Annotated in this window: 26 protein-coding genes; 15 read left to right on the top strand and 11 right to left on the bottom strand. The window is 56.3% G+C overall.

Going from position 1 to position 23,324, the window contains the following annotated elements:
* Positions 1-182 precede the first annotated feature (182 nt).
* Positions 183-668 carry a hypothetical protein gene (locus tag AB1724_00725; protein MEW6076312.1) on the bottom strand — a complete coding sequence of 162 codons (486 nt, stop codon included), beginning with the start codon at positions 666-668 and terminating at the stop codon, positions 183-185.
* Positions 669-910: 242 nt separating this feature from the next.
* On the opposite strand from AB1724_00725, the gene AB1724_00720 reads away from it, so the two are divergent.
* Complete coding sequence (locus tag AB1724_00720; GenBank protein MEW6076311.1) at positions 911-1,963, top strand: START domain-containing protein; 1,053 nt, start codon at positions 911-913, stop codon at positions 1,961-1,963.
* A 133-nt stretch (positions 1,964-2,096) separates the two neighbouring features.
* On the opposite strand, the gene AB1724_00715 is transcribed toward AB1724_00720, so the two are convergent.
* Positions 2,097-2,702 (bottom strand): hypothetical protein, encoded by a 606-nt coding sequence (locus AB1724_00715; protein MEW6076310.1) that lies wholly within the window; start codon positions 2,700-2,702, stop codon positions 2,097-2,099.
* Positions 2,703-3,713: 1,011 nt separating this feature from the next.
* On the opposite strand from AB1724_00715, the gene AB1724_00710 reads away from it, so the two are divergent.
* The 13 genes from AB1724_00710 to AB1724_00650 all read left to right on the top strand — a co-directional run bounded on the left by AB1724_00710 (position 3,714) and on the right by AB1724_00650 (position 14,975).
* Positions 3,714-4,460 carry a PP2C family protein-serine/threonine phosphatase gene (locus AB1724_00710; protein ID MEW6076309.1) on the top strand — a complete coding sequence of 249 codons (747 nt, stop codon included), beginning with the start codon at positions 3,714-3,716 and terminating at the stop codon, positions 4,458-4,460.
* 305 nt (positions 4,461-4,765) lie between these two features.
* Positions 4,766-6,208, top strand: coding sequence for a menaquinone biosynthesis decarboxylase (locus AB1724_00705; protein MEW6076308.1), 1,443 nt, complete (start codon positions 4,766-4,768; stop codon positions 6,206-6,208).
* Complete coding sequence (locus AB1724_00700) at positions 6,198-7,040, top strand: UbiA-like polyprenyltransferase (protein ID MEW6076307.1); 843 nt, start codon at positions 6,198-6,200, stop codon at positions 7,038-7,040. Before AB1724_00705 ends, AB1724_00700 begins: the two co-directional genes overlap by 11 nt.
* Positions 7,041-7,173: 133 nt before the next feature.
* The gene (locus AB1724_00695) at positions 7,174-7,770 is read left to right on the top strand and encodes a UbiX family flavin prenyltransferase (GenBank protein MEW6076306.1); all 597 of its coding nucleotides are present in this window, start codon (positions 7,174-7,176) and stop codon (positions 7,768-7,770) included.
* Positions 7,771-7,780: 10 nt separating this feature from the next.
* Entirely contained in the window at positions 7,781-8,869 is a 1,089-nt protein-coding gene (locus AB1724_00690) for a CofH family radical SAM protein (GenBank protein ID MEW6076305.1), read from the top strand.
* Complete coding sequence (locus AB1724_00685) at positions 8,866-9,675, top strand: menaquinone biosynthesis protein (protein ID MEW6076304.1); 810 nt, start codon at positions 8,866-8,868, stop codon at positions 9,673-9,675. The genes AB1724_00690 and AB1724_00685 overlap by 4 nt, the downstream gene beginning before the upstream one ends.
* 16 nt (positions 9,676-9,691) lie before the next feature.
* Positions 9,692-10,759: a CofH family radical SAM protein gene (locus AB1724_00680; GenBank protein MEW6076303.1), complete on the top strand. Its 1,068-nt coding sequence runs from the start codon at positions 9,692-9,694 to the stop codon at positions 10,757-10,759.
* A 114-nt stretch (positions 10,760-10,873) separates the two neighbouring features.
* Complete coding sequence (locus AB1724_00675; GenBank protein ID MEW6076302.1) at positions 10,874-11,245, top strand: four helix bundle protein; 372 nt, start codon at positions 10,874-10,876, stop codon at positions 11,243-11,245.
* A 126-nt stretch (positions 11,246-11,371) separates the two neighbouring features.
* Positions 11,372-12,094, top strand: coding sequence for a ubiquinone/menaquinone biosynthesis methyltransferase (locus tag AB1724_00670; protein ID MEW6076301.1), 723 nt, complete (start codon positions 11,372-11,374; stop codon positions 12,092-12,094).
* Entirely contained in the window at positions 12,091-12,891 is an 801-nt protein-coding gene (locus AB1724_00665) for a 1,4-dihydroxy-6-naphthoate synthase (protein ID MEW6076300.1), read from the top strand. Before AB1724_00670 ends, AB1724_00665 begins: the two co-directional genes overlap by 4 nt.
* Positions 12,873-13,496, top strand: a complete 624-nt coding sequence (locus AB1724_00660; GenBank protein MEW6076299.1) for a hypothetical protein — start codon at positions 12,873-12,875, stop codon at positions 13,494-13,496. Before AB1724_00665 ends, AB1724_00660 begins: the two co-directional genes overlap by 19 nt.
* A 190-nt stretch (positions 13,497-13,686) precedes the next feature.
* Positions 13,687-14,457, top strand: coding sequence for a hypothetical protein (locus AB1724_00655; protein MEW6076298.1), 771 nt, complete (start codon positions 13,687-13,689; stop codon positions 14,455-14,457).
* A 173-nt stretch (positions 14,458-14,630) separates the two neighbouring features.
* Positions 14,631-14,975 carry a CGGC domain-containing protein gene (locus AB1724_00650; GenBank protein ID MEW6076297.1) on the top strand — a complete coding sequence of 115 codons (345 nt, stop codon included), beginning with the start codon at positions 14,631-14,633 and terminating at the stop codon, positions 14,973-14,975.
* Between the two features lie 123 nt (positions 14,976-15,098).
* Here the strand turns inward: AB1724_00650 and AB1724_00645 are convergent, their stop codons facing one another.
* The 8 genes from AB1724_00645 to AB1724_00610 all read right to left on the bottom strand — a co-directional run bounded on the left by AB1724_00645 (position 15,099) and on the right by AB1724_00610 (position 21,787).
* Positions 15,099-16,043 carry an EFR1 family ferrodoxin gene (locus AB1724_00645; protein ID MEW6076296.1) on the bottom strand — a complete coding sequence of 315 codons (945 nt, stop codon included), beginning with the start codon at positions 16,041-16,043 and terminating at the stop codon, positions 15,099-15,101.
* Between the two features lie 53 nt (positions 16,044-16,096).
* Positions 16,097-16,513: a PaaI family thioesterase gene (locus AB1724_00640; GenBank protein MEW6076295.1), complete on the bottom strand. Its 417-nt coding sequence runs from the start codon at positions 16,511-16,513 to the stop codon at positions 16,097-16,099.
* Between the two features lie 28 nt (positions 16,514-16,541).
* A complete protein-coding gene (locus AB1724_00635; protein ID MEW6076294.1) occupies positions 16,542-17,093 on the bottom strand; it encodes a methyltransferase domain-containing protein in 552 nt (183 codons plus the stop codon).
* A gap of 11 nt (positions 17,094-17,104) precedes the next feature.
* The gene (locus AB1724_00630; protein MEW6076293.1) at positions 17,105-18,007 is read right to left on the bottom strand and encodes an MBL fold metallo-hydrolase; all 903 of its coding nucleotides are present in this window, start codon (positions 18,005-18,007) and stop codon (positions 17,105-17,107) included.
* 8 nt (positions 18,008-18,015) lie between these two features.
* On the bottom strand, positions 18,016-18,519 hold the full coding sequence (locus AB1724_00625) for a peptidylprolyl isomerase (GenBank protein MEW6076292.1): 504 nt from the start codon (positions 18,517-18,519) through the stop codon (positions 18,016-18,018).
* 290 nt (positions 18,520-18,809) lie between these two features.
* Entirely contained in the window at positions 18,810-19,979 is a 1,170-nt protein-coding gene (locus tag AB1724_00620; protein MEW6076291.1) for a hypothetical protein, read from the bottom strand.
* Positions 19,980-19,995: 16 nt separating this feature from the next.
* Entirely contained in the window at positions 19,996-20,598 is a 603-nt protein-coding gene (locus tag AB1724_00615) for a hypothetical protein (protein MEW6076290.1), read from the bottom strand.
* 25 nt (positions 20,599-20,623) lie between these two features.
* Positions 20,624-21,787, bottom strand: coding sequence for a 4Fe-4S binding protein (locus tag AB1724_00610; GenBank protein MEW6076289.1), 1,164 nt, complete (start codon positions 21,785-21,787; stop codon positions 20,624-20,626).
* Positions 21,788-21,997: 210 nt separating this feature from the next.
* Between AB1724_00610 and AB1724_00605 the strand changes: the two genes are divergently transcribed.
* Complete coding sequence (locus AB1724_00605; protein MEW6076288.1) at positions 21,998-22,735, top strand: enoyl-CoA hydratase-related protein; 738 nt, start codon at positions 21,998-22,000, stop codon at positions 22,733-22,735.
* A 43-nt stretch (positions 22,736-22,778) separates the two neighbouring features.
* Here the strand turns inward: AB1724_00605 and AB1724_00600 are convergent, their stop codons facing one another.
* Positions 22,779-23,228, bottom strand: a complete 450-nt coding sequence (locus AB1724_00600) for a DUF1499 domain-containing protein (GenBank protein MEW6076287.1) — start codon at positions 23,226-23,228, stop codon at positions 22,779-22,781.
* Positions 23,229-23,324: the final 96 nt, after the last annotated feature.

The following is a 23,324-nucleotide window of genomic DNA, read 5'->3' as shown; positions in this document are numbered from 1 at the left end:
TCTTCAGGCCGGACTGCTGATTTTTTAATGTTGGGCACCTGTAAAAAATTGCCTTTGGGCTCGGTGTCGGCTTTGTGCTCAAATTTTAATCGTCGAAATACTTCAATGTATTCCTCCGATTAAAATTATCGCCCGCCTTGACCTCGAACCAAAATTCTAATTTTTAGAGATGCCTGTTGTCTTTACGGAATGGCTTTTACTCCGGAGCCCTTATCATTAGCAAGGCCGGGTGGTGATGTCAACATTTTCGCCAGCAGCAGCTGGCCGGCCAGAACGGCAGCGATCGGCTCGCAGATCAGCGTGACAAAGCCGATCAGCCGGATTTCATGGCCATAGGTTCCGGGGATAAGACGTAGCAACTCCGTTTCCGGCCACAAAAATCCGATCAGGATGAAAAATCCGCCGACAGGCGGAGCGCCCAGGGCGATGATGAACCCCGGCAGGCGATTGTTGATGAGGGCGACGGCGGCCAACAGATAGCCGGGGATGGCGAACAGGAAGAATATCCAGACCCACCAGAAGACCGGCTGGTTGTCGCGGACTGCACCGTAAAGACCGGCGGCGTGCATCAGGCCGCCCGTGGCGATCATGGCGGCGGTCAATCCGCGGGTAAGGTCCACGTAAGGCAGGGGCAGAAGAGTGTTCCCCTCAACGCTCGCTTCTTTCATAAGAATTTTCCCCTTTTGCGGTTGAAACAATTTGCCCGTTTTTTTGTCAACGTCGACAAATAAAATACAATTATTTTATTTTATTGTTATTATTTATGAAAGAACCGCCCGCGACCTGTCAAAAATAATTTTTATATGGCCGGCAAAAGCGGCCATGAAAAATCGAACCTGTTGCCAGAACCTCCGGGAAAGTATACAACAACCCAGGCAAATACGGAAAATATTCAGAGTTGGAGAACATCATGAAAAAAATCTGCTGTCTATTGATTCTGACGATCTGCTGTCTGGTGTCACCCGCCCTCCCGGAGTCACCCAACATGTGCGATACCGGCGGCTGGGAGCTGGTCATGGACAAAAACGGCATCAAAGCGTATTCGCGCAAGGTCGAAAACTCGGGCATTTTTGAATTCCGGGCCGTGATGGTGGCTGACGCACCACCCGAAGTCGTCGCCGAAATGTTGCGTGACGTGCCCGCCGACCCCCAGTGGCTGCCGTACTGCAAAGAGGCGTACGTTATTGAAAAAGAAAGTCTGAACGATTTCACTACCTACTTTTCTTTTGACCTGCCCTGGCCCGTGACGGACAGAGACCTGGTCATGAAGACGAACACGGCCTACGACTATGATCACGCCAGGGCCGTTACCAACCTTTACCGTACCGAAGTGGCCTCCTGTCCGCCAAAGGCGGATCTTATCCGGGTGCCCGAGATGACCGGCCAGTATGTGTTTGAATTCGTGACCCGGGAAAGGACCGGCATCGTCCACACCTATCGCATCGACCTGGCCGGCAGCCTGCCGGAATGGATGGCCAATTATTCCAGCCAGTACAATATTTATAATACCTTCATGAACATGAAAGAGATGTTCAAAAAAGAAAAGTACATCGAGCTTGGCAAAACCTCTCCGGACCGGGAGCTCTGCGATAAGTATTTCGCGGATAAACAGCAGGTAAAAAAAGTCCTGGTAGCCAGGCTCCGGGAGTTTATCCGGGACTCCGATTTTGTAGACATGATCCGGGACAGCCCGGTCATTGACGACATGCTCCGGGAAGACAAGGGAGAAATCAGCGAGACCCTGCTGTACGGCTGGGGTTCCGAAGAGAGCAAGAAAAAGGCCATCCGGGTGGTGATGAAAATGTTTTTGTCCGGGACGACCCGGGATGAGCAGTTGATCAAAACCATGCTGCGTGATGACAACCTGGTCGGCGTCATCCTGTGCGGGCCTTATCCCGGTGGAAAGACCGGCCGCCAGATCATCGACGGTTACCTTAAAAGCGGCGGCAAAAACGAAAAGTAAGAAGATAATACCAATTTCAAATCAAAGATGATCGCAAGGCGGCCAGGAGGAGGCGACGCAGGCGTATTGTAATACGTCGAGGAGCCGACGACGCAGCCAACACAGCGAGCGCTTTGATTTGAAATTGGTATAATTACCAGGCGGGAACCATCCCTTCCCGTGCCAGCTGACCGTCGGAATAACCCAGGTTGAAATCAACCGTTCCCTTGGGCATGACCGGCGGACCGGAAAATCCCTGCCGGAAACCGCTGTCATAATCAATTGTATTCTGCGCCTGTTTGAGCTTAAGGCGATAAGCGCGCCAGCCGACCAGAGATTTGTCCGCTTCCCCCCCAACTTTTTTCCCCTGTGGATCAAAATTATTTTTGACAAAAACAGCTACACTGCCCCACCAGGCCTTCTCCACCTGACCCAAAAATAATTTACGTTTAAGAAAAAACACACCTGTGTCACCCTTGGAAAGCGCGGGATCAAAATCCTCCAGGGTGCCCCTCGATATCAGGGTAAAGGTGTACTCGGCCTGCTCACCTTCGCCCTTTAAAAACACTTCCGGCTTTATGGTGACCTCATCCTGATCCCCCTTGGCGGCCACGTTCAACACCTGGGCCATGACGATCAGATCCGCCTTGTCATATAGCTCCGTCAGCGTGATCGGTCCGATCGAAGAGGCAAAGGCGGTTACCGCCAGCACCGCCGGAATAAGAACGTGAATTGCTGTGATTAGGCCTTTTTTTTTCATCCGGGTCATCCTCCGTTTTATATTGTCCGCCAACCCGTTCTGCCATTTTTGGGGCTTTTCATGAATCATAACCAATCACAGTCATTTGCGATTTGCAACTATTTGGCGTTTTAAGAAAAATCGACTATCTTTTTTTGTCTCAACTGTATCGACAATTGTAACGAAATACACCGCCATCATGCGGCCGGTGTCACTTTTTTACCCGGTTATACCCCGATCGAAAATCAGCAATGGATATTTTTTCCCCGCCCGGCAGACAAAACATCTATCTTTAGCTGTTATTTTCTTGAGCTGCCATTCTCGAATCTTCACCATTTCAATTTGTTATCAGAATATACCACATTGTGGCATATGATATGCTTTCTTTATTTTCAGCATAACTGCGCTCCCGCCCGGAAAGGGCGGGTTTGCGGATGTGCTGAAATTATGGGGCATGGTATTAACCTGTATACTCCAAGGGGGTCAAAACACCCCCTTGGAGGGGAGGTGTTAAAATGTACAGAGCCAACAATATATATAATGAACCTGTTTTTGAACCGGCATGCGGCCTGTCAACCGAATCAGCGGAACCGGATACAGAAAGAATCCCTGGTCGCCCATGTAAACAAGATGGGACCTGCCAGTTGATATCGGCATCTGAAGTCGACCGGGAAAAGACCAGGCAACCCGGTAAGCGAAACGGCTGCATCGGTAAATGGATGAACCAGCCACTTAATGAGGCATTAAATCAGTCTCCTGACTTATGCCATCGCAATAAACAGTAAAAAACCTCTTTCACAAGCGGGAAACAGGCTGATGCCGGCTTCCCGCCTTCTTGTCATCTTTTCCTCCCTTTAAAAAAACACACAATAAAACACAAATATGGCCAAACGATCTGATTTGGTGTATGATAATTTTTATTTTGTGTAAATAGACTTCTGACGGCTGATTTGAGCGTAGATTCCCTTTCAGATCGGCCGAACGGCAGAAAATAGATGGCACCTGCTTACCGTTGGTTTTGACGTTGTTCATATGCCGCTGATTGATTCATACATATTAACCGATACCGGCACACGGAATCAGATGGAAGACCGGTACAACCTGTCTTTGAGCAACAAAACCGGGATGATCCTCGGCGGGGTCTATGACGGACACGGCGGGCCCGATGTGGCTGAAAACGCGTCCAGAATTATCCCCAAAGAGGTGGTGATGCAGGCCCGCAACGGCGTCAACATCAAGGACGCGTTCAAAAAAGCGTTCCGGGTGGCCTCCTGTGAAGGCAAGCATTTGTACATCGGGAGTACGGCCCTGGCGTTTTTGATCCAGGGGCGGACCCTGATTGTGGCCAATGCCGGCGACTGCCGGATGCTGCTTATCGATGAAAATCATAATACACAACTGACCACCGACCACCGTGTCACCAACCAGGACGAATTTAACCGATTAATAGCCGCCGGGGCGACGATCAAGGGAAACCGGGTTTTCTACGATGAGTTCGGTCTGAATATTTCCCGGGCTCTGGGCGACCTGGCCATGAAAAAGATCGGTGTCACGGACGAACCGGACGTGGGGGTGTTCAAACTGCCGGAGCGATACATCCTGATTGCCGCCACGGACGGCCTCTGGGGCTACCTGAAGAATCACCAGGTCAGCAAAATCGTCAAATTCGATCTTTCCGCTGAAGAGATTGGGCGGGAACTGATCCGGATCATCAAAATAAAATCCCGCAAATATAACTATCTGGACAACACCACCCTGATCGTCCTGAAAAAAGACTGATCCGTTCGCACGGGAATGTCATTATCCTCGGACGCCTGGCCATGCCCGAATCCGCCGGCGGCAATAAACGGCGTCCTCCTTTCATCCGTAAAAGTTGTTCTTCTTACCGGAGCCTTTGAACTCGATGCTAAACTCTTCGCCCAAGGCAACGAGACCTCAACTCCGTCAAGAAGGGCACACCTTATTCCCTTTGGCCTGCCCGTTATTGCCTTGACATCAGCCGGGCATCCTCGTAGAATTTGTTTTCTAATGTTATCAAGAATATATAATGATATCCAAAGGATATATCCGCAAAGGAATCGGCCATGTTGCAGAATCTGAAACAGTTCATCGCGGCGTTGGAGGCAAAGGGCGATTTGAAGCGCGTGAGCGTTGAGGTGGACCCGAAGCTGGAGATCACCGAGATCGCCGACCGGGTGTCCAAGGCGCGCGGCCCGGCCCTGCTGTTTGAGAAAGTGCGGGGCTACAAGTATCCGGTGCTGATCAACGCCTTCGGCAGTGTCGGCCGCATGGAGATGGTATTTGACAACCGCCCTGTTGACGCAGTGGCGGCAAAGATTGAAACCCTGCTCAAAACCAAGCCGCCGGAAGGCATTGCCGGAAAGATCAAGACGTTGTTCACGTTAAAGGAAGTGGCCGACCTGTTTCCCAAAAAGGTCAAATCCGGCCCCTGTCAGGAGGTGATCCTTGGTCCGGACAGCGGGCTGCTGGACCTGCTGCCGATCCTGACCTGCTGGCCGGGTGACGGCGGACCGTTTGTGACGTTGCCGGTCGTCATCACCAAGGACCCGGACACCGGTACCCAGAACCTGGGCATGTACCGCATGCACAAGTATGACAAGGCCACCACCGGCATGCACTGGCAATATAATAAGGACGGGGCCCGGCATTATGACAAGAGCCGCAATGCCGGCCGGCGCCTGGAGGTGGCCGTGGCCCTGGGCGGGTCCCCGGCCGTGACCTACGCGGCTACGGCGCCGCTGCCGCCGGACGTGGACGAGATGATGCTGGCCGGGTTTGTCAACAACCGGGCCATCGAGATCGTCAAGGGGAAAACCGTGGACCTGTATGTGCCGGCGGAATCGGACTTTGTCATCGAGGGTTATGTGGACCCGGCCGAGGAGCGCATCGAAGGCCCCTTCGGGGACCACACCGGCTTTTACTCGGCCGCGGACATGTACCCGGTCGTTCACGTCACCTGCGTCACCTGCCGCAAAGAAGCCGTCTACCCGGCCACGGTGGTGGGCAAGCCGCCCATGGAGGACTGCTACATGGCCAAGGCCACGGAGCGGCTGTTTCTGCCCATGCTCAAGATGGTGGTGCCGGAAATCGTGGACATGGAACTGCCCTTTGAAGGCGTCTTTCACAACTGCGCCCTGGTCTCCATCGACAAGAAGCACCCCGGCCAGGCCAAGAAGGTGATCAGCGCCCTGTGGGGCCTGGGCCAGATGTCCTCGACCAAGTTCATCGCCGTGTTTGACAAGGATATTGATCTGCGGGATTCGTCCACGGTGGTCTGGAAGCTGTTAAACAACGTCGACCCGAGGCGCGACATCCTCTTTTCCGAAGGGCCCCTGGATGCTCTGGATCATTCCGCGCCGTTTGCCAATTTCGGCGGAAAAATGGGTTTTGACGCCACCCGCAAAACCAAAGAGGAAGGCATGGGCCGGCCCTGGCCCGAAGAAATCGTCATGTCGCCCGACATCCGCGAAATGGTTTCCCGGCGCTGGAAGGAATATGGATTTTAAGACGTTTTCCAAGCTGATCATGATCGAGCAGACTTTGTTCGCGCTGCCGTTTGCCCTGCTGGGGGTGCTGTTTGCCGGGGGCGGGACCTTCGGGGATTGGGTCTGGGTGGCGGTGGCCCTGGCCGCGGCCCGGACCGCCGGCATGTCTTTCAATCGCGTCATCGACGCCGACATCGACGCGAAAAATCCGCGCACGGCCGAGCGGGCCCTGCCAAAGGGTGACGTCAGCCGGACGGAGGTGTGGCTGACCGCCCTGGCCGCCTGCCTGATCTTTGTTTTCGCGGCCTGGATGCTCAACCCCCTCTGCTTTTACCTGTCATTCGCCGGGGTGTTTCTTCTGTTTACCTACTCCTTTTTCAAGCGGTTTTCGTCCTCGTCCCATTTCTACCTGGGCCTGATCGAAGCGGCCGCGCCCATCGGCGGATTTCTGGCTGTGACCGGCGAATTCGCCTTTCTGCCGTTTGTCCTGGGCTTTATCATTCTGGCCTGGATCGCGGGACTTGATATCGTGTACGCCCTCCAGGACCTGGAGTTTGACCGCGGCCACGGCCTGCATTCCCTGCCGGTCACCCTGGGCAAAGAGCGGGCCCTGCAGGTGTCGGCCCTGTGCTATGGCGGGTCAATAGCGGCCATGATTCTGGCCGGGCTGATGAGCGGGCAAAAAGGGCCGTACTGGACCGGGTTGATCGCCATTGCCGCGATATTCGTTTACCAGCAGACGTTGGCCCGGAAGCCGGACATCAAAAGGGCGTCATTGATAATCTTTAAAATCAATGGCTGGGTGGCGCCGATATTGTTAGCCGGGGCGTTGATGAGTTATGTGGTTAAGTGATTAAGTGGTTAAGTGGTTCAGGTGTTAGGGTGTTAAAATTGAAATGTAGGGGCGGCCTTCAGGCCGCCAGCGAAAAATGGAAGGCTGACGCCTTCCGCTACATGTTTTACGGATTCAGAGGAAGGAGCGAGCGATGATTGTCGTGGGCATATCCGGGGCCAGCGGGCCGATCATGGGCATCCGCCTGATCGAAGAACTGCTGCGGTCAAAGGAAGAGGTCATGGCCGTGGTGTCGCCGGCCGCCCGGCAGATCATCGGACACGAGTTACCGGAGGCGGGCGCCAAATATCCCGGCCTGTCCGGCATCATCAAAAAACGCGGCCGGGTGAAAAAGACGGCCGGACTGACCGAGTATGACAACACCGATTTTTTCGCGCCCATGGCCAGCGGCACGGCTAATTTTGAGGCGGTGGTGGTGGTACCCTGTTCCATGAAGACCCTGGCCGCCATTGCCGCCGGGTTTGCCGACACGCTTATCACCCGGGCCTGCGACGTGGCCTTGAAAGAAAAACGGCGTTGCGTCATCGTTCCCCGGGAGACCCCGCTGAACCTGATTCACGTGCGGAATCTTTACCAGGCGGCTCAAGCCGGCGTGGAGATCCTGCCGCCGGTGCCCGGTTTTTACACCCGGCCGGAAACCGTGGATGACGTGGTCGATTTTATCGTGGGAAAAATTTTAAGCCTGCTGGAAAGAAAACATACGCTCTTTAAGGAATGGGGGAGCGAATAGAAGATACAACATGCCGTTACCCGATATCATACAAAGCCGTGATCTGAAAAGCATCGCCAGGAAGGTAGAGGAAGACCGGCCGATCTCTTCGGCCGACGCCCTGACCCTGCTGACCGCCAGCGACATCCTCGACCTGGGGGCCATGGCCCACCACATCCGCACGCGGATGCACGGCCGGACCACCTACTACGGGGTCAACCGGAACCTGAACTATACCAACATCTGTGAACTGCGCTGCCCGTTATGCGCTTTCTCAAAAGACCCGGGAGAGGAAGGCGCCTACCTTCTTTCTCTGGACGAGATTGAAAAGACTGTTTCCCGGGCAGTAACGGACGGGCTGGATGAAATTCATATTGTCGGCGGTCTGCACCCGGACGTGACCCTGGATTACGCCGAAGAGATGATCCGCACCGTGCGACGAGTCGGGCCGGGCCTGTTTATCGTGGCCTTTACCGCCGTGGAGTATGACTACTTCGCGCAAAAAAGCGGCCTGCCCGTGGAGCAGGTGCTAAAACGGCTGATTGCGGCCGGCGTCAACTCCCTGCCCGGCGGCGGCGCGGAAATTTTCTCCCCGGACATCAGAAGCCGGATCGCCCCCAAAAAGATCTCCGGTGACCGCTGGCTGGAGGTGATGCGGACGGCCCACCACCTGGGGCTCAAGACCAACGCCACCATGCTGTACAATCATGTCGAAAGCTCCGGCAACATCGCCGACCACCTGCTTCGGATCCGCAAGCTCCAGGATGAGACCGGCGGATTCAAGACCTTCGTGCCGCTGCGGTTTCACGGGGCCAACACCGGCGTGCGGGAAAAGAGAACGGTCTCCGGTTATGATGACATCCGCGTCTATGCCACGGCCCGGATCGTCCTGCACAACATTCCCCACATCAAAGGGCTGTGGATGTATTTAGGCGACAAGATCGCCCAGGTGATGCAGCATTTCGGCGTGGACGACATCGGCGGGACTTACCATCAGGAAAAAGTGGTCCATGCCGCCGGCGCGGCCACTCCGGATTACGGGTCGGAACCATTTCTGCGGCGGCTGATCGAAAACGCGGGATTTGAGCCGAAACGCGCCACGGCGGGATATTCATCATGAAACTGGGCTATATTGATTTTTTAAACTGCTATCCGTTCTACTATCACATGTTCGAAAAGGCGCCGGTTCCCGGCGTGACGGTGGTGCCGGGGTACCCGGGCAAGTTGAACGCCATGATGGCGGCCGGCGACCTGGACATGGGTCCCATCTCTTCGGCCACCTGCGCCGACATTCATGACGACATCATGGTGCTGCCGGACTTCTGTTTAAGTTCAATCGGTTATGTGGGTTCGGTCTCGCTGGCGTCGCAATGCCCCATCGAGGAACTGGACGGAAAAATCGTGGGCGTGACCAGCGCCTCCCACACGTCGGCGGTACTGCTCAAAACCCTGCTGAAAAAATACTATCAGGCCGATCCGACCTATGTCACCACCGCCCCCCGGCCCACGCTGGATGGGTTGGACGCGGCCCTGCTCATCGGCAACGACGCCATGGTCTGCGCCACCCGGCCGGTCCCTTACCGCTACGATTTGGGCGACCTGTGGTTAAGGAAGACGGGCTACCCGGTGGTCTTTGCTGTATTCGTCGTCAGGCAGGACGCCGTGAAGCGTTTTCTGCCGGAAATAAAGGCGGTCATTGATTCTTATCATCTGTCTCTGGATTGCCTCAAGCAGCAGAAGGAGCTGGTCATTCGCAAGGCCGCGCAAAAATATGAGGACGTGTTATACGACCTGGATGAATACTATAAAACCTTGAAATTTGAATTTACCGACCGGTTGAAAGCGGCTTTGATGTTTTATTTTGAACAGGCCGCGGGACTGGGATTGATTAAGACGGTAAAAGAGTTAAAAGTTTTAAGTGATTAAGTGGTTAGGTGGTTAGGTGGTTATAAACAACGAGCTTTGTGAAAAAATATACGCGGGCAAAAGATTGACGCCGATGGAGGCACTGGAGCTGTTTGGCTGGGACCTGATCGATCTGGGAAAAGCCGCGGATTTCAGGATGCGCCTGGCCCATCCGGAGAACACGGTCGGATTCATCCTTGACCGGATCATCAACTTTACCAATATCTGCCGGGCCGGTTGCGCCTTCTGCGCCTTTCACGCCCGGGCCGGCCTGATCGACCCGTATGAACTTTCCTTTGAGGAGATCGAAGCGAAGATCGCGGCCCTGATGGAGGCGGGCGGCACCCAGGTCATGCTCCAGGGCGGCCTGCATCCGGATTACGGACTGAAGCAGTACACGCAGCTGCTGGAAAATGTGAAAGCCCGGTTCCCCGGCATCTGGCTGCACTCCTTTTCGCCGGCCGAGGTGATCCATATCAGTGAAAAAGAAGAGATGCCCGTCAAAGGCGTGATCGGCGCCCTGAAGAACGCCGGGCTGGATTCCATGCCGGGCGCCTCCGACCTGCTGGTGGATCGGATCCGCAACACCGTCAGCCCGAAAAAACTGACTGTTTCCCAGTGGAAAGAAGTCATGACCGCCCTGGCTGATCAGGGCCTGCCGTCATCAGCCACCATGACCTACGGCATGGGCGAAACCATTGCCGAAAAAATCGAACATCTGGTGGTAGTCCGTGAAGTGGCCGACCGGACCGGCAACATTCAGGCCTTCATCCCCTGGTCTTTCTCCCCTGCCCGGACCCGCCTTGAGCATATCGTCCCGGCCACCGGCGTGGATTATCTCAAGGTCGTGGCTATTTCCCGGATCTTTCTGGACAACATCCGCTATATCCAGGCCGGCTGGCTGACCGAAGGGGTGCGGCTGGCCCAGATCGCTCTCTCCTTTGGCGCCAATGACATGGGCGGCGTGCTTACCGAAGAACTGGTCGTCAAGGCCACGGGGGTAACCACCACCTCGTCCCGCGACGAGATGATCGCGCTGGTTAAAAACGCGGGGAGGGCGCCGGTGCAGAGAGATTCCTTATACAAAATTGTTCACAAGTACTGATATAGCCAGTTGAACGCCAGCATGATTAAAGGATTCAAGGATTCGAGGGGTCAAGGGGTCAAGCGACTGGAGGGATAAAACATCTTGTTTGAGTGACCAGGGAGGGTCGAAGAAATGTTAAAGAACTATAAAGAGCTGAAGGTGTGGCAAAAAGCGTACGCGCTATGCTTGGATGTATATAAACTGACAACGGCCTTTCCGGGTGATGAAAAATATGGTTTGCGACTACAGATAAGAAGATCGGCTGTTTCTATCCCGTCTAATATCGCGGAAGGATACGGCAGAAGAACAACCGCTGATTATATCCGGATGCTTTACATTGCTTATGGTTCGGTTTGTGAACTGGAAACCCAGATTCTGTTAGCCGGGGATTTAGGCTTTATCAGAATAGACAACTTTAACCGAACAAAAACTGATATTTCAGAGATTGAAAGGATGCTGAAAGCTTTGATAAAATCTCTCGAACAGAAATCAATTGAGGTCTGATGCCTGTGTTTTCACTATCGCTAAAAAACATGGGGCCTCTAACCCTTGGTCCATCGAACCTTAGAATGCTTCTGTTCCACACCCTTGAACCCTTGAACCCTCGAATCCTTGAACCCTTCTAATCCTATGCAAGAATATACTTACAAGATCAACAACGATTCCCCCCAGGAGAAAAAGCGGTTCGTGCGCGGACTGTTCGACGCCATCGTGCCCACCTACGACCTGCTCAACCATGTCTTGTCTTTCGGCACGGACATTGTCTGGCGAAAAAATATTTTCAGACATATTCAGAACGTGAAAGGCAAAGCCGTCGTTGACCTGGCCTGCGGCACCGGCGACCTGTCGCTGTTACTGGACAGGCACGGCGCCGCCGTGGCGTCACTGGATTTTTCTCTGGCCATGCTGGAAAAAGGCGTGCGGAAAAAAGCCATCCGCCACTTTCCCGTGGCCGGCGACGCCGCCTGCCTGCCTTTTGCCGACAACGCCTTTGCCGTGGCCACCATCGCCTTCGGCATCCGCAACATACCGGACATCAACGTGTTCATGGGCGAAGCCTTCCGGGTGCTGGCGCCCGGGGGCGAACTGGTCATCCTGGAACTGACCCGGCCGGCCAACCCGCTGATACGTTTCGGATACACCCTGTACCTGACCCGGCTGCTGCCGGTTATCGGCGGTCTGCTGTCGGGTCACCGCCAGGCCTATCAGTATCTGGCCCGGACGATTTCCACTTTTATCAGCCCGGAAAACATCCGGAAAATGCTACTTGAACACGGGTTCGCGTCCACCCGGCTGATTCCCCAGTGTTTCGGCGTGGCGGCCATCATCATCGCCAGAAAGGAAACGCCATGACCCGATTGAGCCTGGCGTTCTCGCCCTGCCCCAACGACACCTTCATGTTTCATGCCCTCCTGCACGGCCTTGTCGACACCGGCGGCCTGGAATATGCTGCCCATCTGCATGACATCGACGAGCTTAACGAATTTGCTTTTTCGGGACTTTTTGACGTGACCAAGATGTCCTTCTTCGCCTACCTGAAGCTGCAGGACAACTACCGGCTGCTGGACGCCGGCGCGGCCCTGGGGTTCGGCTGCGGCCCCCTGCTGGTAGCCCGCAACCTGGAGGCGTTCTCGCCGGACGCCACCATTGCCATCCCGGGAGAGATGACCACGGCCAGTCTCCTGCTGCAGCTGTGGAACCCGGGCATCCACCACACGGTGGTAACCCGATTTGACGACATTCTCCCGGGCGTGGCCCGGGGTGTTTATGACGCCGGCCTGATCATTCACGAAGGCCGGTTTGTTTATCAGAATTACGGCTGCCGGAAGATCGTGGACCTGGGCCAGTGGTGGGAGGAAGAAACCGGCCTGCCGATTCCGCTGGGGTGCATCGCCGTCAAAAAAGCGTCACCGGCCATGGATCACCGTGAGGCCATACAGACAGACATCCGGCAATCCATTCAATACGCCGTCAACCATCCGGAAACGTCCCGGGATTTTATCAGAAAACACGCCCAGGAAATGGACGACCAGGTTATCGACGGGCATATTCAACTGTACGTCAACCCCTTTTCCCTGGAACTGGGGGAAGTGGGCGAGGCGGCGATCTGCAAACTGGAGGAGATGGCGCTGTGGGCGGACATTCTGTGACCCTGATTATCATGGCCACCATGCTCGAGGCCAAACCGTTTGTGTCCGGATTGGGGCTGGAGGCTGTTTCGGAAAAGCCCTTTCCGGTCTTCAAAAGCAACAACCGGGTTCTGGTGATTTCCGGTATCGGCAAGGCCCATGCCGCGGCCGCCACCGCTTTTGGCTGCGTCTTGTTCAAGCCGTCGCGTGTCATCAATGCCGGGGCGGCCGGCGCCCTGGAAACGGGCTATCCGGTCGGCGCCATGGTTCAGATCCGTCACATCGTCGAACACGACCGGCCGGATATTTTCACCGGCCGGCCCGTCAGCCACCAACCGGATATGGTGGCGGGTGGCTTGGCCGCCGCCGTTCTGGCCACCGGCGACCGTCCGGTGATCCAACCGGCCGACCGGAAAGCGCTCTCGGTCCTGGCCGGACTGGTGGACATGGAAGCGGCGGCCGTGGTCCAGACCTGCCGGACCCTGGCCGTACCCTGCCATATATTCAAATTCGTCAGCGATGAACCGGGCCATACCAACGGCCTGGACATTATCAACAACATCCGCGCCTTCCGGACGCCTTTTTTTGAGTTTATCAACACTTTTGTCCTGGAACATCCGGTTTAACGGAACCTCCCTTGATTTTCATTGAAAAAGTTGTCTTGAAGTCGTAAGGGTATCGTTAACAGCAAAGGGAGGGAGCAAATTGCACATGCGGGGGATATTTCTGTTCGACCGGTGCGGTCGTTTGCCAAAAAATAAAACCATAACCACCTTACCGGCAGTGACGAAGATATTTTGGCCGTCGAAAATCTGCGTGCTTCTCTGTTCCATATTTCTGGTTGCGGCGGCCTTTCCAACCGTCGCGGAAGAGAATACCGGCCAACCGGAAGGGACGCAACCGATTTTGATCAGCGCCGCCATCACGGACTGCGGCGCGGTCATGAACGGAGAAAGAAAGAGGAGCGGACTCTCGGTTCGCCCCTTCCTGGAAGACTGGACGGGTTTCGTGGCCGTGAAAAACACGGGCACCACCTTCATCGATCATTTCCGGATCAGTTTTTCCTGCCCCATGAAGGGATCGGACGCCATGAAAATCGACCTGGTCTCCCCGGACATTCCCGCCTGGCTCTGGAAACCCTTTGCCGGAGACATGATCAGCCTGTGCACCCGTGGCATGGACTTTGTCTTCACAGGCGGCGAGGTGAAGATGCTCGACGCCGCCACCGGCAACCCGATAACGGTCTCCGGCGTCTACCCTTCGCAGCCGCTGAAGCCGGAGGGGCTTCCGCCCGGAGAAACGGTTCTGGTTGAATACACCGAACCCTACAGCGCCTGCATCGAAGGTTTTGTCCACAGCATCGCGGCGCGAAAGCATATGGACATCCGCACCGAAATCATGGACCGCGAAAACAACGTCATGCACATGATCGCCAGAAACTACACCATCGTTTTTCTGACCTTCGATCAGATAATTGCCGCCATTACCTTTAAGGGGAAAGGGGAACACGGCGCCTGCTCGCTGGAACTGACCATCGATGATCAATTATACGACTCCATTCCCTGGGTCGCCTATGAGTGGAAGTAAAAAGGCCTCCCGCGCCATATCCGGCACCAAGACTATTTATTGACAAACCACAAAAAGATGGTATTTTGTTTATTTTTTTGAGAATATGCTCATAACAAACACGCCGGGAACGGTGCACCGAAACCGGACATCCCGGACTGACATCAAGAGCGAGCAAAATGAAAGGGAACAACATGAAAAAAGTAGTCGTAGTGGCCTGCGGCGCATACATGGATAACGGCTATGGCTGCCCCGGAGAATGGCGCTGCCTGAAAGCGGCAGCCATGGGTGACGGCTCTTTCGGCGAACCGGCCCAGGTGCTGGCCTTTGTCAAATGCACCTGCCCGGGCCGGCCGACGGTCGCCAACGTGGGCATGGCCATCAAGGCTCTGGAGATAAAGCCGGACGCGATTCACTTGAGTTCCTGCATGGCCAAGGCGGTTCCCGGTTGCCCCTACACGAACCCGGAAGAAATGGCCAAAGCCCTGGAGGATAAGTTCGGGATCAAGGTTATCGCCGGCACCCACAGCTATACATAATCCCGATTCCAAATCAAAGCCCTCTCTTCGTCGGCTCCTCGGCTTATTACAATACGTTTGCGTCGCCTCCTCCTGGCCGCCTTGAGATCATCTTTGATTTGGAATCGGGATAATATGTCCGTTTTACAACTGCGGCTCGAGAATGGTGATGTTGTTGCGCTTGAGAAATTCCTGAAAGCCGTAAACATCGCTGCCCATGAACGTCATCCTGACGGCCCCGGCCGGGCAGTTATTGACGCAGCCGAGGCAGACCAGGCAGCGGTCGCGATCGATCGTTTTTTCGGACAGGTCGATGGCATCGACGGGGCAGTTGTCCCGGCATAAGCCGCATTCAATGCAGGTATCTTTATCAATATAATGCCGGCCAATCATCAGCCGGGTAAACCAGACCTGGGGCAGCAATCGGGTCAGGGAGTCCAGCCCGAACTCCCGGTCGATTTCATGGCTCTGGCCCGCGCGGACCTTCTCGAGCAAATCGGCGGCAAACCGCCGCGCCCGGGCGTAAGTTTGTTCATTCGGCCGGTCTTTATATTTTAATGTCCGTTTTTCATTTCCCATGGACCAGGTCGGCGCAAAAGTCGACATGTTACCGTATGTGTCCATGCCCCCGGGAACGGCGCCCTTTCGGGCCAGTTCCTCCAGTAGCCCGCAGGCGGTATGATGCTGGCCGTCACCATGACCGCCATAGGTCACATAAGCCGCCACCGGAATGCCTGCCAGGGAAGGCAGGGCCCGGATCCAGCGGCGGAGGTTGACGGGCACATCCATATAATAAACGGGCGTGCCCAGCGCGATCAGGTCGTAGCCGGCCAGGTCGGAAGAATTGATGTCGCGGTAATCGGTCAGGTCAACGGACAGCCCGGCCCGGATCCATTCGCTTCCGATAATTTTGCCGATCCGCCGGGTATGCCCCGTCTGACTGTACCAGGCAACCAGTGCCCGGCGGGGAGAACGGGTTTTGAGGCCGGGATGGGATTTAACCGGGGAGCAACCCGCCGTCCCGGCCGGCAGCATGATCGCCAGGCATCCGGCCACCCCCTTGATAAGAAATGATCTTCTGGTATCCATAACGATTTCTCCGCCTCAAAAGGCAACCCCCGGCAGAAGGGGCTGCGCGATCATCAGACAATAGTTCCCTTGATAAGACGGTAAGTGCCCTGCCCCATGGCCAGCATCAGCCCGTCCGGGTCATGGATGGCCGCTTTGATGAAACTGATCCGCTTTGTCCGGGACACGACCTCGGCCCGGCAGGAAAAAGCCGGTCCCCGGGCGGGGTGGGTATACTGGATATCCAGGTGAATGGTCGTGCAGGAACCCGCCTCCTCCTGGGCGGAGATGGCGGCCCAGGCCATGGTGGTATCCATGAGCGTGAACAGCACCCCGCCGTGGGGCTGCCCGGGAAAGGGCCAGCACATGGACGGCGTCGGCTCAAGGCGCGCGGTCACTTCCCCCTCTTCGGCCGATTCAATCCGGATTCCCATGGCCTGATAGAGGGGGTTCTGATTCACCAGATCGATCATTTCCCGGGTAAATTCCATGATCATCTCCCGATAACGGATGGATATTTTATTTCTTTCTGGCGACCAGCGCCGCTATACGCGCCACACCCTCATCCGTGGCTTTTTCCGTTTCTTCATAATAAAGGACGTGAAGCGGCAGGAACGCTCGCAGCAGTTCGTTCTCATCGAGGCGGAAATCCCGTGAGTGCCGGCGGCCACCGCTCCCCGGAAAATCGATGACAGTTTCAAAAATCAACAGGCCGCCGGGCGCCAGCCCGTGAATGATATGGGGGAAAAGGCGGCGGCTTAAAAACATGATGTTGACGATAAGCTGAAACCGGCCCTCCGGAATATCGTAAACATCCAGGTCGACGCACAGGGGGTGGACGTTTTCGTGGACGCCGGCCACGCGCCGCAGCCCGTCTTCGGCGATGTCGGCCGCCACCACATCAAACCCCCGGCCGGCCAGAAACAGCGCGTTCCGGCCGGTTCCCGCGCCGATGTCCAGGGCCAGGCCCGATTCAGCCAGACGGTGAAAACGTCGCACGATTTCGGACGGCTCGGCGGGCCAATCCCTTTCGGCGTATTTTCTGTTCCAGCGGATCCGGTCTTCGCGCATGGGCGCTCCTTCTATACCGAATATTTTCCTTCCCGGAATTGCATGCGGCCCTGCCGGATCATCTCTTCCAGATGCTTTTCCACCATGCACCGCTCAAAAAAAGAATAAATCACTTCCAGGCCGGGAATATATTTTCCGAACACGGGCTTCAAACCACAGATCTCGTCAAGGGTGCGGGGAACATCCAGCGCCGCAGCCACCCGCGTCGCGTTTCTGTTAAATTTCTCCCTGAAGGCGGCCAGTTCGTCCATGACATGTTCGGTCACCGGCAGCCGGTGGGAGCTGGCCACAACCCGGGGCCGCAGATCCATGATCCTGTCTAGGGAGTCTCTGAAAAGGGCGATGTCCGATTCCGGATTGCCGTAAAAAGGGCCAAAACCCGTCAGATCGATATCAAAGGAAAGCAGGACGTTCTCATCCGGTTCCAGGAAGCAGTAGTGGTCGTCAAGGTGACCGGGCGTGTGAACCGCCAGGAGCGTTAAACCACCGAAGTCCAACATATCACCATCCCGGAAGGTTTTTGTCGGGTGATAATCCCTCATGCCCAGCCCCTGGCGGGCGAAAAAATCCCAGGCGGCCATGACCCCGGGATCAGGGCCCACCAGACGGCGGCACAGGCGGCTGACGGCGCCGACTTCCCCCACCCGCTGTTCGGGAACCCACAACTCCCTTCCCGCAAACAGGTGATTGCCGGAAACATGATCGGGATGGCAGTGAGAATTGATGACCACGTCCACGTCGAAAGCCGCCAGCACTTCCCGGCAGGCCTCCGGCCCGCATCCGGTATCGATCAGGGCCCGCACCCGGGAGCCAAGAACGAGGAATGAGCAGGCCATGGGGAATCGGCCCCGGGTGGGGGTGTCGACGATAAACAGCCGGTCGCAGACCGGCGTCAGATCGGCCTGATTCATCATCCACCGGGTTACGGGGCTTCCACGACTTCGGCCTTGTTGATCACGACCGGTGTCTGGGGAACGTCCTCGTGCATGCCTTTTCTGCCCGTGGGTACGCCCTTGATTTTATTGACCACGCCCTGGCCTTTGACGACCTTGCCGAAAACCGCGTAGCCCCATCCCTGCGGGGTCTTGGATTTATAGTTTAAAAAATCGTTCTTCTTGACGTTGATAAAAAACTGGGCCGTGGCGCTGTTCGGGTCCGAAGTACGGGCCATGGCAACGGTGTAAGCGTCGTTCGTCAACCCGTTGTCCGCTTCGTTGGGAATGGGCGCACCGGTGGCTTTTTCCTTCATTTCCGCGGTCATGCCGCCGCCCTGGATCATGAACCCGTCAATGACCCGGTGAAAAATGGTACCGTCGTAATGGCCCGACTTGACGTAACTGATAAAGTTGGCGGCTGTCTTGGGGGCCTTGTCCTCGAAAATCTCCAGTTCGATCTCACCCATGCTGGTGTCCAGTTTAATGTTCATCTCTTTTTCCTTTCTGTATGGATACTGTAGTTTTATGAAGCTGCGATAAAATGGTTTCAATCAAAAATATATGCCCGTACCCGGTAATTAATAATGATGAGCTCCTTTTTGCCCAAAACCGCCGGAAAAAGCAAGCCATTATACCGGATTAAAGCAAAGGGATGTCTTTGTAACATGTAGAAAGGCGTTGCCCGGCAGGGGCACGGCGCGTCGCCCCTGCGTTCTCTGGTGCAAGGAAACCTGAATCTTCCCCCGGCATTGGTGCCCGGCGTCTTGTCGCCGCGGTCAGATCAATGCTTACAGCCGCCGGGTGCGCTTTGTTTCACGATCCGGCCTTTCAGCATAACAGGGAAATAAATGGTCATGTCGGAAAAAAGCCGGTCGGCGCTGGTGGTATTGATCACGTAAGAAAAGACCATGTCCGCCCCGCGCAGCATGGGGTGAAACTTCCCGGCGTAAATCAGCAGTTCCGGATTCCCCTGCTCGGGGGGTGAAAAAAAACAGATGGCCGTGGTCCAGGGCCCGAAAAGGCAGGGCGCCGTTGATGCGGCCAGGCAGGGGTTCAGAAAGCTGGCGGTCTGAACGCGAAAAAAATCCCCCGCCGGAGGCTTCCTTACCACGGTAAATTCCATCTGGCCGTCGGTAAATACAGGCCGGGGCGGCCGAGTGTCATCCTCGCCGCCAGCCCACCCTGAAACGGCTCCCGTCCACCATTGCGGTGCGGTGAGGGTACCGGCCCGGGCCGCCGCCTCGGGCCAACGGACCAGGTAAATCGTGCGATCGCTGCCGTCGGCGGCAAAGGTCTGAAGGAAACCGTTTTCCAGGATCGGGCTGCCGACCCCCGCCACCAGTTCCCGGTACTGGGGGCTGATCAGCCATGTCATCCGCCATCGGTCCGGCGGGTCTCCGGGATTGCTGACCCAGGCCGCCTTCCAGCCGCAGGACTCAAAGCCCAGGGCGTTTTCCGCGGGCCGGATTTCCATCAGAAATACCAGCAGAGACCGGCCCAGCATAATTCCCGAGGACGGCCAGTACCAGGTTTCCCCTTTTTTATGAAAAAAGGCGACCGGGCCGCCGGGCTCTGTTTTCCAGGCAAAGGCCATGGAAGCAAGGGCGGGGTCATAACCGGTCTGGACGGCGATGCTGTTACGCACCAGGGCGGAGGATTTTCTGTCGCTGATCCCGGCAGGAGCGACAAAGCTGTCGCCGAAAAGCCAGAGCACCCGGTTTCCACCCAGGTCCACAGAGGAGGCCCCGTCGCCGCCCAGCCAGCGGGGATCGGAACGGAAAATCGCCTCGGCCGCCGGCCAGCGCTCGGCCTCGATATGCCATGACGTTTCGCCCCGGACCTCGCCGCAGCGCCCGTCCGGCAGTCCGGCCAGGAGAAGCAGAACCAGCAGAACGGCGGTTTGAAACGCCCGGCGCCGAAGGGGGCCGATGGTCGTCCCGAAAAAGGTCATTGGCCTGTCTTACGAATCAGGGAAGGGTCGCCAGCTTGTCATAATCGATGGCAGCGGCATAATCCTTGAGCTCTTGAGCCGTGATGTTGCTGCCTTCGATCTGCACCAGAAAACGGTTGGCCGCGACCAGCTGAAGGTTACCCGATTTATCAGCGGCATCAAATTTTATAACGGCCTTCTGGTTGCCGATGCGCTCCAGCTTGCCGCCGTCGGCCGTGGCGTACATGGGATTGGAGATCATCATCAGCGCGCTCTGGAGCATGGGTGAATCGGCCATGATCTGAACCCGGACAGAGCTGTCGCCTTTCGTATAACTGCGTTCGGCCGTAATGCCGCCGCCCAGAAACGCGGCGGGCGCGGCCTGGGAAGTAGCGTCCTCCGCCTCCCATCCGGCCAGGGGCTTGGGCAGAAAGCCTTCCAGGCCGCTGCTTTTCTTCTGCTGGATGAGCTGTTCGGCGGCGCTCAAACTGGAAACCGCCTCGGAAAACTTGCCTTCCTTGTAATACTTCAGGCCCTCATTGATATACGTCTCGACATCATCCGCCAGGGCGGCGGCGGGAAAAGCAAAGACAGCGATAGCTGTGACCAGCAGCAACCCGATCAATTTTGAAGTGTTCATGGACGTCTCCTTTCATGAATAGTTTTTATACTCGCAGGCGCGGAGGCGGCACATAAACACGCCGCGCCCCTTCCTTCAGGGAAATAGCGTCGGCCGGGCAGAACCGGGCGCAGATACCGCAGCCGATGCAGTATTGCTCTACGCGGACCGCGACGCTGTCGCTATTTAACGATATGGCGTCGACCGGGCACCGTTCCACGCAAATGCCGCAGCCGGTGCAGGCGTCGGCGTCGATGACGGAAAGATAATTGGTGGAGTTGACCATGGGGACGGCGCCGTTGCGCCACAGGGTGAAGGTGTCGCAGCAGTCCTTGCAGCAGTTGCAGATGCTGTTTTCTTCCTTATTAATATTGGAGCCGTTGTGAAAGGCCTTGTGAACCAGTCCGCCCTCTTCGGCCTGCTTCATGATGGCCAGGGCCTCCGCTTTGGACACCGCCCGGGCAAACCCCTGGGCCACCGTATGTCGGGCGGATTTTCCGAAGGTAAAACAGACTTCGTTGGGCGCCTTGATTTCACAGTCATGGCCCAGGACCTTGTTGTAGTTACGGCAGAAGCAGTAGCCCACGGCGATGTCGTCAAACTTGGCGATAATCTCCTCGACCGTCTGGGCCGGCAGGACCGTGTCCTCGGCCTTGATGGACTTGTCGACCACGATATTGATGGTCCGGCCGTCTTCGGTGGTGCGAACAGGCACGGTCCGGTCGACCGGCGGCTGGTGCTCGAAGATGGGCAGCAGGCTATCATAGCTGCGTTGCATGTTGTCGCGCAGTTCCGTCAGCAATTGGTGATAGAGCCGGGCGATTTTCCCCAGGGGTTCCCGCTCTTTGCCTTCCGGCAGCCTGGTCATGAAAGTGTATTCAAAAGTCCCCACCAGAATCAGGGGCAGCAGCTTGTAGACGATGACGCCCTGGGTGTTGGGCTGGTTGAAGATAATGCCTTTTTTTGCCAGCGATTCGGTTTTGGTCCGGATGCGTTCATCCGAAAACCCGGTCTTGGCCTTGAGCTGATCGTAGGAAAGCGACTTGCTCCTGTCAAAAGAGGCGTTGATGAAATCGGCATCGTCTTCATCCAGGTAGAACCGGATGATTTCCATCAGCGTGTCGGTAATCGCAAAGGGGATCATGCCCGCGCTGGAGATCAGCCCGGCGGCCTGTTTAAACTTCTGTTCCACGGCTTCTTTGTCGCTCATTGGTCGGCTCCTGTCCGTTAAAGAGGGATTGACGGCTGTCTGTATGGGATACCATTAAGGTAACAAGCTGTTTTATGAGTATTATCCATAACAAGGGTGGCCTGTCATGTCAACGGTTTTCCGGGCACCGGCCAGGAACCAGGTGGAAAATAACATCCATTACTGATATACATCAGGTTCAAAACGTAAACCCGCGGCAGGAGGAAAACCATGGATTACAATCGCTACCAGCATATTATCGTAGAGAACAAAGACGAAATTCTTCGCCTGACCCTGAACCGGCCCGACCGCATGAACGCCGTAACACCGGCGCTTCACACGGAACTGACCGAGATCTTCGCCGATATCCGCAAAGACAAGGGGGTCAAGGTTGTGACCATCACCGGCGCCGGCAAGGCCTTCTGCGCCGGCGCCGATCTGAAGGAGCCGATACCGGACCGGGCGGCCATGGACCGGGTGTTTGCCGAAGCCCGGGAACTGCTGGTCAACATCATGGAAATCGACCGACCCATCATTGCCGGAGTCAACGGCGCGGCTGCCGGTCTCGGCGCCACCCTGGCCCTGTTCGCCGACATCGTTATCGCCTCGGACCGGGCGAAAATCGGCGACACCCATGTCAAGGTGGGACTGGCCGCCGGCGACGGCGGCGCGGTCATCTGGCCCATCCTGGTCGGCGTCAACAAGGCCAAGGAGATGCTGATGACCGGCGAGGTCATCGGCGCCGAGGAGGCCCTGCGCATCGGCCTGTTCAATCAGGTCGTGCCCCATGAGGATCTGGACCGGGCGGTGATGGACATGGCCGTCAAGCTCTGCCTGGGCCACCAGCCGGCCATCCGCTCCACCAAGAAAGCGGTCAACCTCTACGTCAAATGGATGCTCAACCAGGTGTTTGATTATTCGCTGCAGATGGAGTACCAGTGCCTGTCGGACATGATGGCGCCAAAATAGCTCCGATCCTGGTTGAGCGCTCCATCTTTTAGAAACCGCGAATTTATTTTTGGCTGTCCGTGCCGGAGAAAAGTTCCCGGATGCGCTCGACCCGCCGGCGATTGGCGCCCATGTCCGAGTAGCCCAGCCGGGAGGCCGACCGGACGTGAATAACCGGCTCCTCCGGAAAATAGAACTCCACGTCATCGACAAACCGGAAAATCAGGCTGGTATATTCAACCCGCACATAATCCGCTTCCTCCGCCAGGAGTCGCGTCCGGGAAGTGGTTTTCGCTATCTGCAGCAGGCGTTGCCGGGCCTCCTCCCGGGTGCAGGAATAGGAGATGGGCGCGACAAAGTGCCGGTCATCCGGTGCCTGGCTATTGACGCAGTTGGGCGTATCCGGGCAGGGTGTCAGCCTCCCGCCGGTCACCCCCAGCGACGGCGTCCGCCCGGCGCAGCCGGCCAGAATAACCGCCAGCATCATCATGGGATAAACGAAACTGGTTTTCATGAAAATCCGTCCTTTTTTTATTGTTCTCATTGTTTGGTCCGCTCCAATTTAATTAACGCATAGGATTCAAGGGGTCGAGCTTTTTTTCCCTTGACA

This window comes from Thermodesulfobacteriota bacterium (assembly GCA_040753795.1).
Taxonomy (GTDB): Bacteria; Desulfobacterota; Desulfobacteria; order Desulfobacterales; family Desulfosudaceae; genus JBFMDX01.
Note: the sequence above shows the minus strand (reverse complement) of the source record. Positions and strands in the feature narration are given on the sequence as shown.

Coding starts and splice junctions, on each gene's coding strand:
- AB1724_00675 (MEW6076302.1), top strand. CDS start 10,874: ATGTTAAAGAACTATAAAGAGCTGAAGGTGTGGCAAAAAGCGTACGCG.
- AB1724_00670 (MEW6076301.1), top strand. CDS start 11,372: ATGCAAGAATATACTTACAAGATCAACAACGATTCCCCCCAGGAGAAA.
- AB1724_00695 (MEW6076306.1), top strand. CDS start 7,174: ATGATTGTCGTGGGCATATCCGGGGCCAGCGGGCCGATCATGGGCATC.
- AB1724_00610 (MEW6076289.1), bottom strand. CDS start 21,787: ATGAGCGACAAAGAAGCCGTGGAACAGAAGTTTAAACAGGCCGCCGGG.
- AB1724_00720 (MEW6076311.1), top strand. CDS start 911: ATGAAAAAAATCTGCTGTCTATTGATTCTGACGATCTGCTGTCTGGTG.
- AB1724_00605 (MEW6076288.1), top strand. CDS start 21,998: ATGGATTACAATCGCTACCAGCATATTATCGTAGAGAACAAAGACGAA.
- AB1724_00620 (MEW6076291.1), bottom strand. CDS start 19,979: ATGACCTTTTTCGGGACGACCATCGGCCCCCTTCGGCGCCGGGCGTTT.
- AB1724_00600 (MEW6076287.1), bottom strand. CDS start 23,228: ATGAAAACCAGTTTCGTTTATCCCATGATGATGCTGGCGGTTATTCTG.
- AB1724_00725 (MEW6076312.1), bottom strand. CDS start 668: ATGAAAGAAGCGAGCGTTGAGGGGAACACTCTTCTGCCCCTGCCTTAC.
- AB1724_00635 (MEW6076294.1), bottom strand. CDS start 17,093: ATGCGCGAAGACCGGATCCGCTGGAACAGAAAATACGCCGAAAGGGAT.
- AB1724_00685 (MEW6076304.1), top strand. CDS start 8,866: ATGAAACTGGGCTATATTGATTTTTTAAACTGCTATCCGTTCTACTAT.
- AB1724_00615 (MEW6076290.1), bottom strand. CDS start 20,598: ATGAACACTTCAAAATTGATCGGGTTGCTGCTGGTCACAGCTATCGCT.
- AB1724_00645 (MEW6076296.1), bottom strand. CDS start 16,043: ATGGATACCAGAAGATCATTTCTTATCAAGGGGGTGGCCGGATGCCTG.
- AB1724_00640 (MEW6076295.1), bottom strand. CDS start 16,513: ATGGAATTTACCCGGGAAATGATCGATCTGGTGAATCAGAACCCCCTC.
- AB1724_00705 (MEW6076308.1), top strand. CDS start 4,766: ATGTTGCAGAATCTGAAACAGTTCATCGCGGCGTTGGAGGCAAAGGGC.
- AB1724_00665 (MEW6076300.1), top strand. CDS start 12,091: ATGACCCGATTGAGCCTGGCGTTCTCGCCCTGCCCCAACGACACCTTC.
- AB1724_00690 (MEW6076305.1), top strand. CDS start 7,781: ATGCCGTTACCCGATATCATACAAAGCCGTGATCTGAAAAGCATCGCC.
- AB1724_00715 (MEW6076310.1), bottom strand. CDS start 2,702: ATGAAAAAAAAAGGCCTAATCACAGCAATTCACGTTCTTATTCCGGCG.
- AB1724_00700 (MEW6076307.1), top strand. CDS start 6,198: ATGGATTTTAAGACGTTTTCCAAGCTGATCATGATCGAGCAGACTTTG.
- AB1724_00650 (MEW6076297.1), top strand. CDS start 14,631: ATGAAAAAAGTAGTCGTAGTGGCCTGCGGCGCATACATGGATAACGGC.
- AB1724_00630 (MEW6076293.1), bottom strand. CDS start 18,007: ATGATGAATCAGGCCGATCTGACGCCGGTCTGCGACCGGCTGTTTATC.
- AB1724_00625 (MEW6076292.1), bottom strand. CDS start 18,519: ATGAACATTAAACTGGACACCAGCATGGGTGAGATCGAACTGGAGATT.
- AB1724_00710 (MEW6076309.1), top strand. CDS start 3,714: ATGCCGCTGATTGATTCATACATATTAACCGATACCGGCACACGGAAT.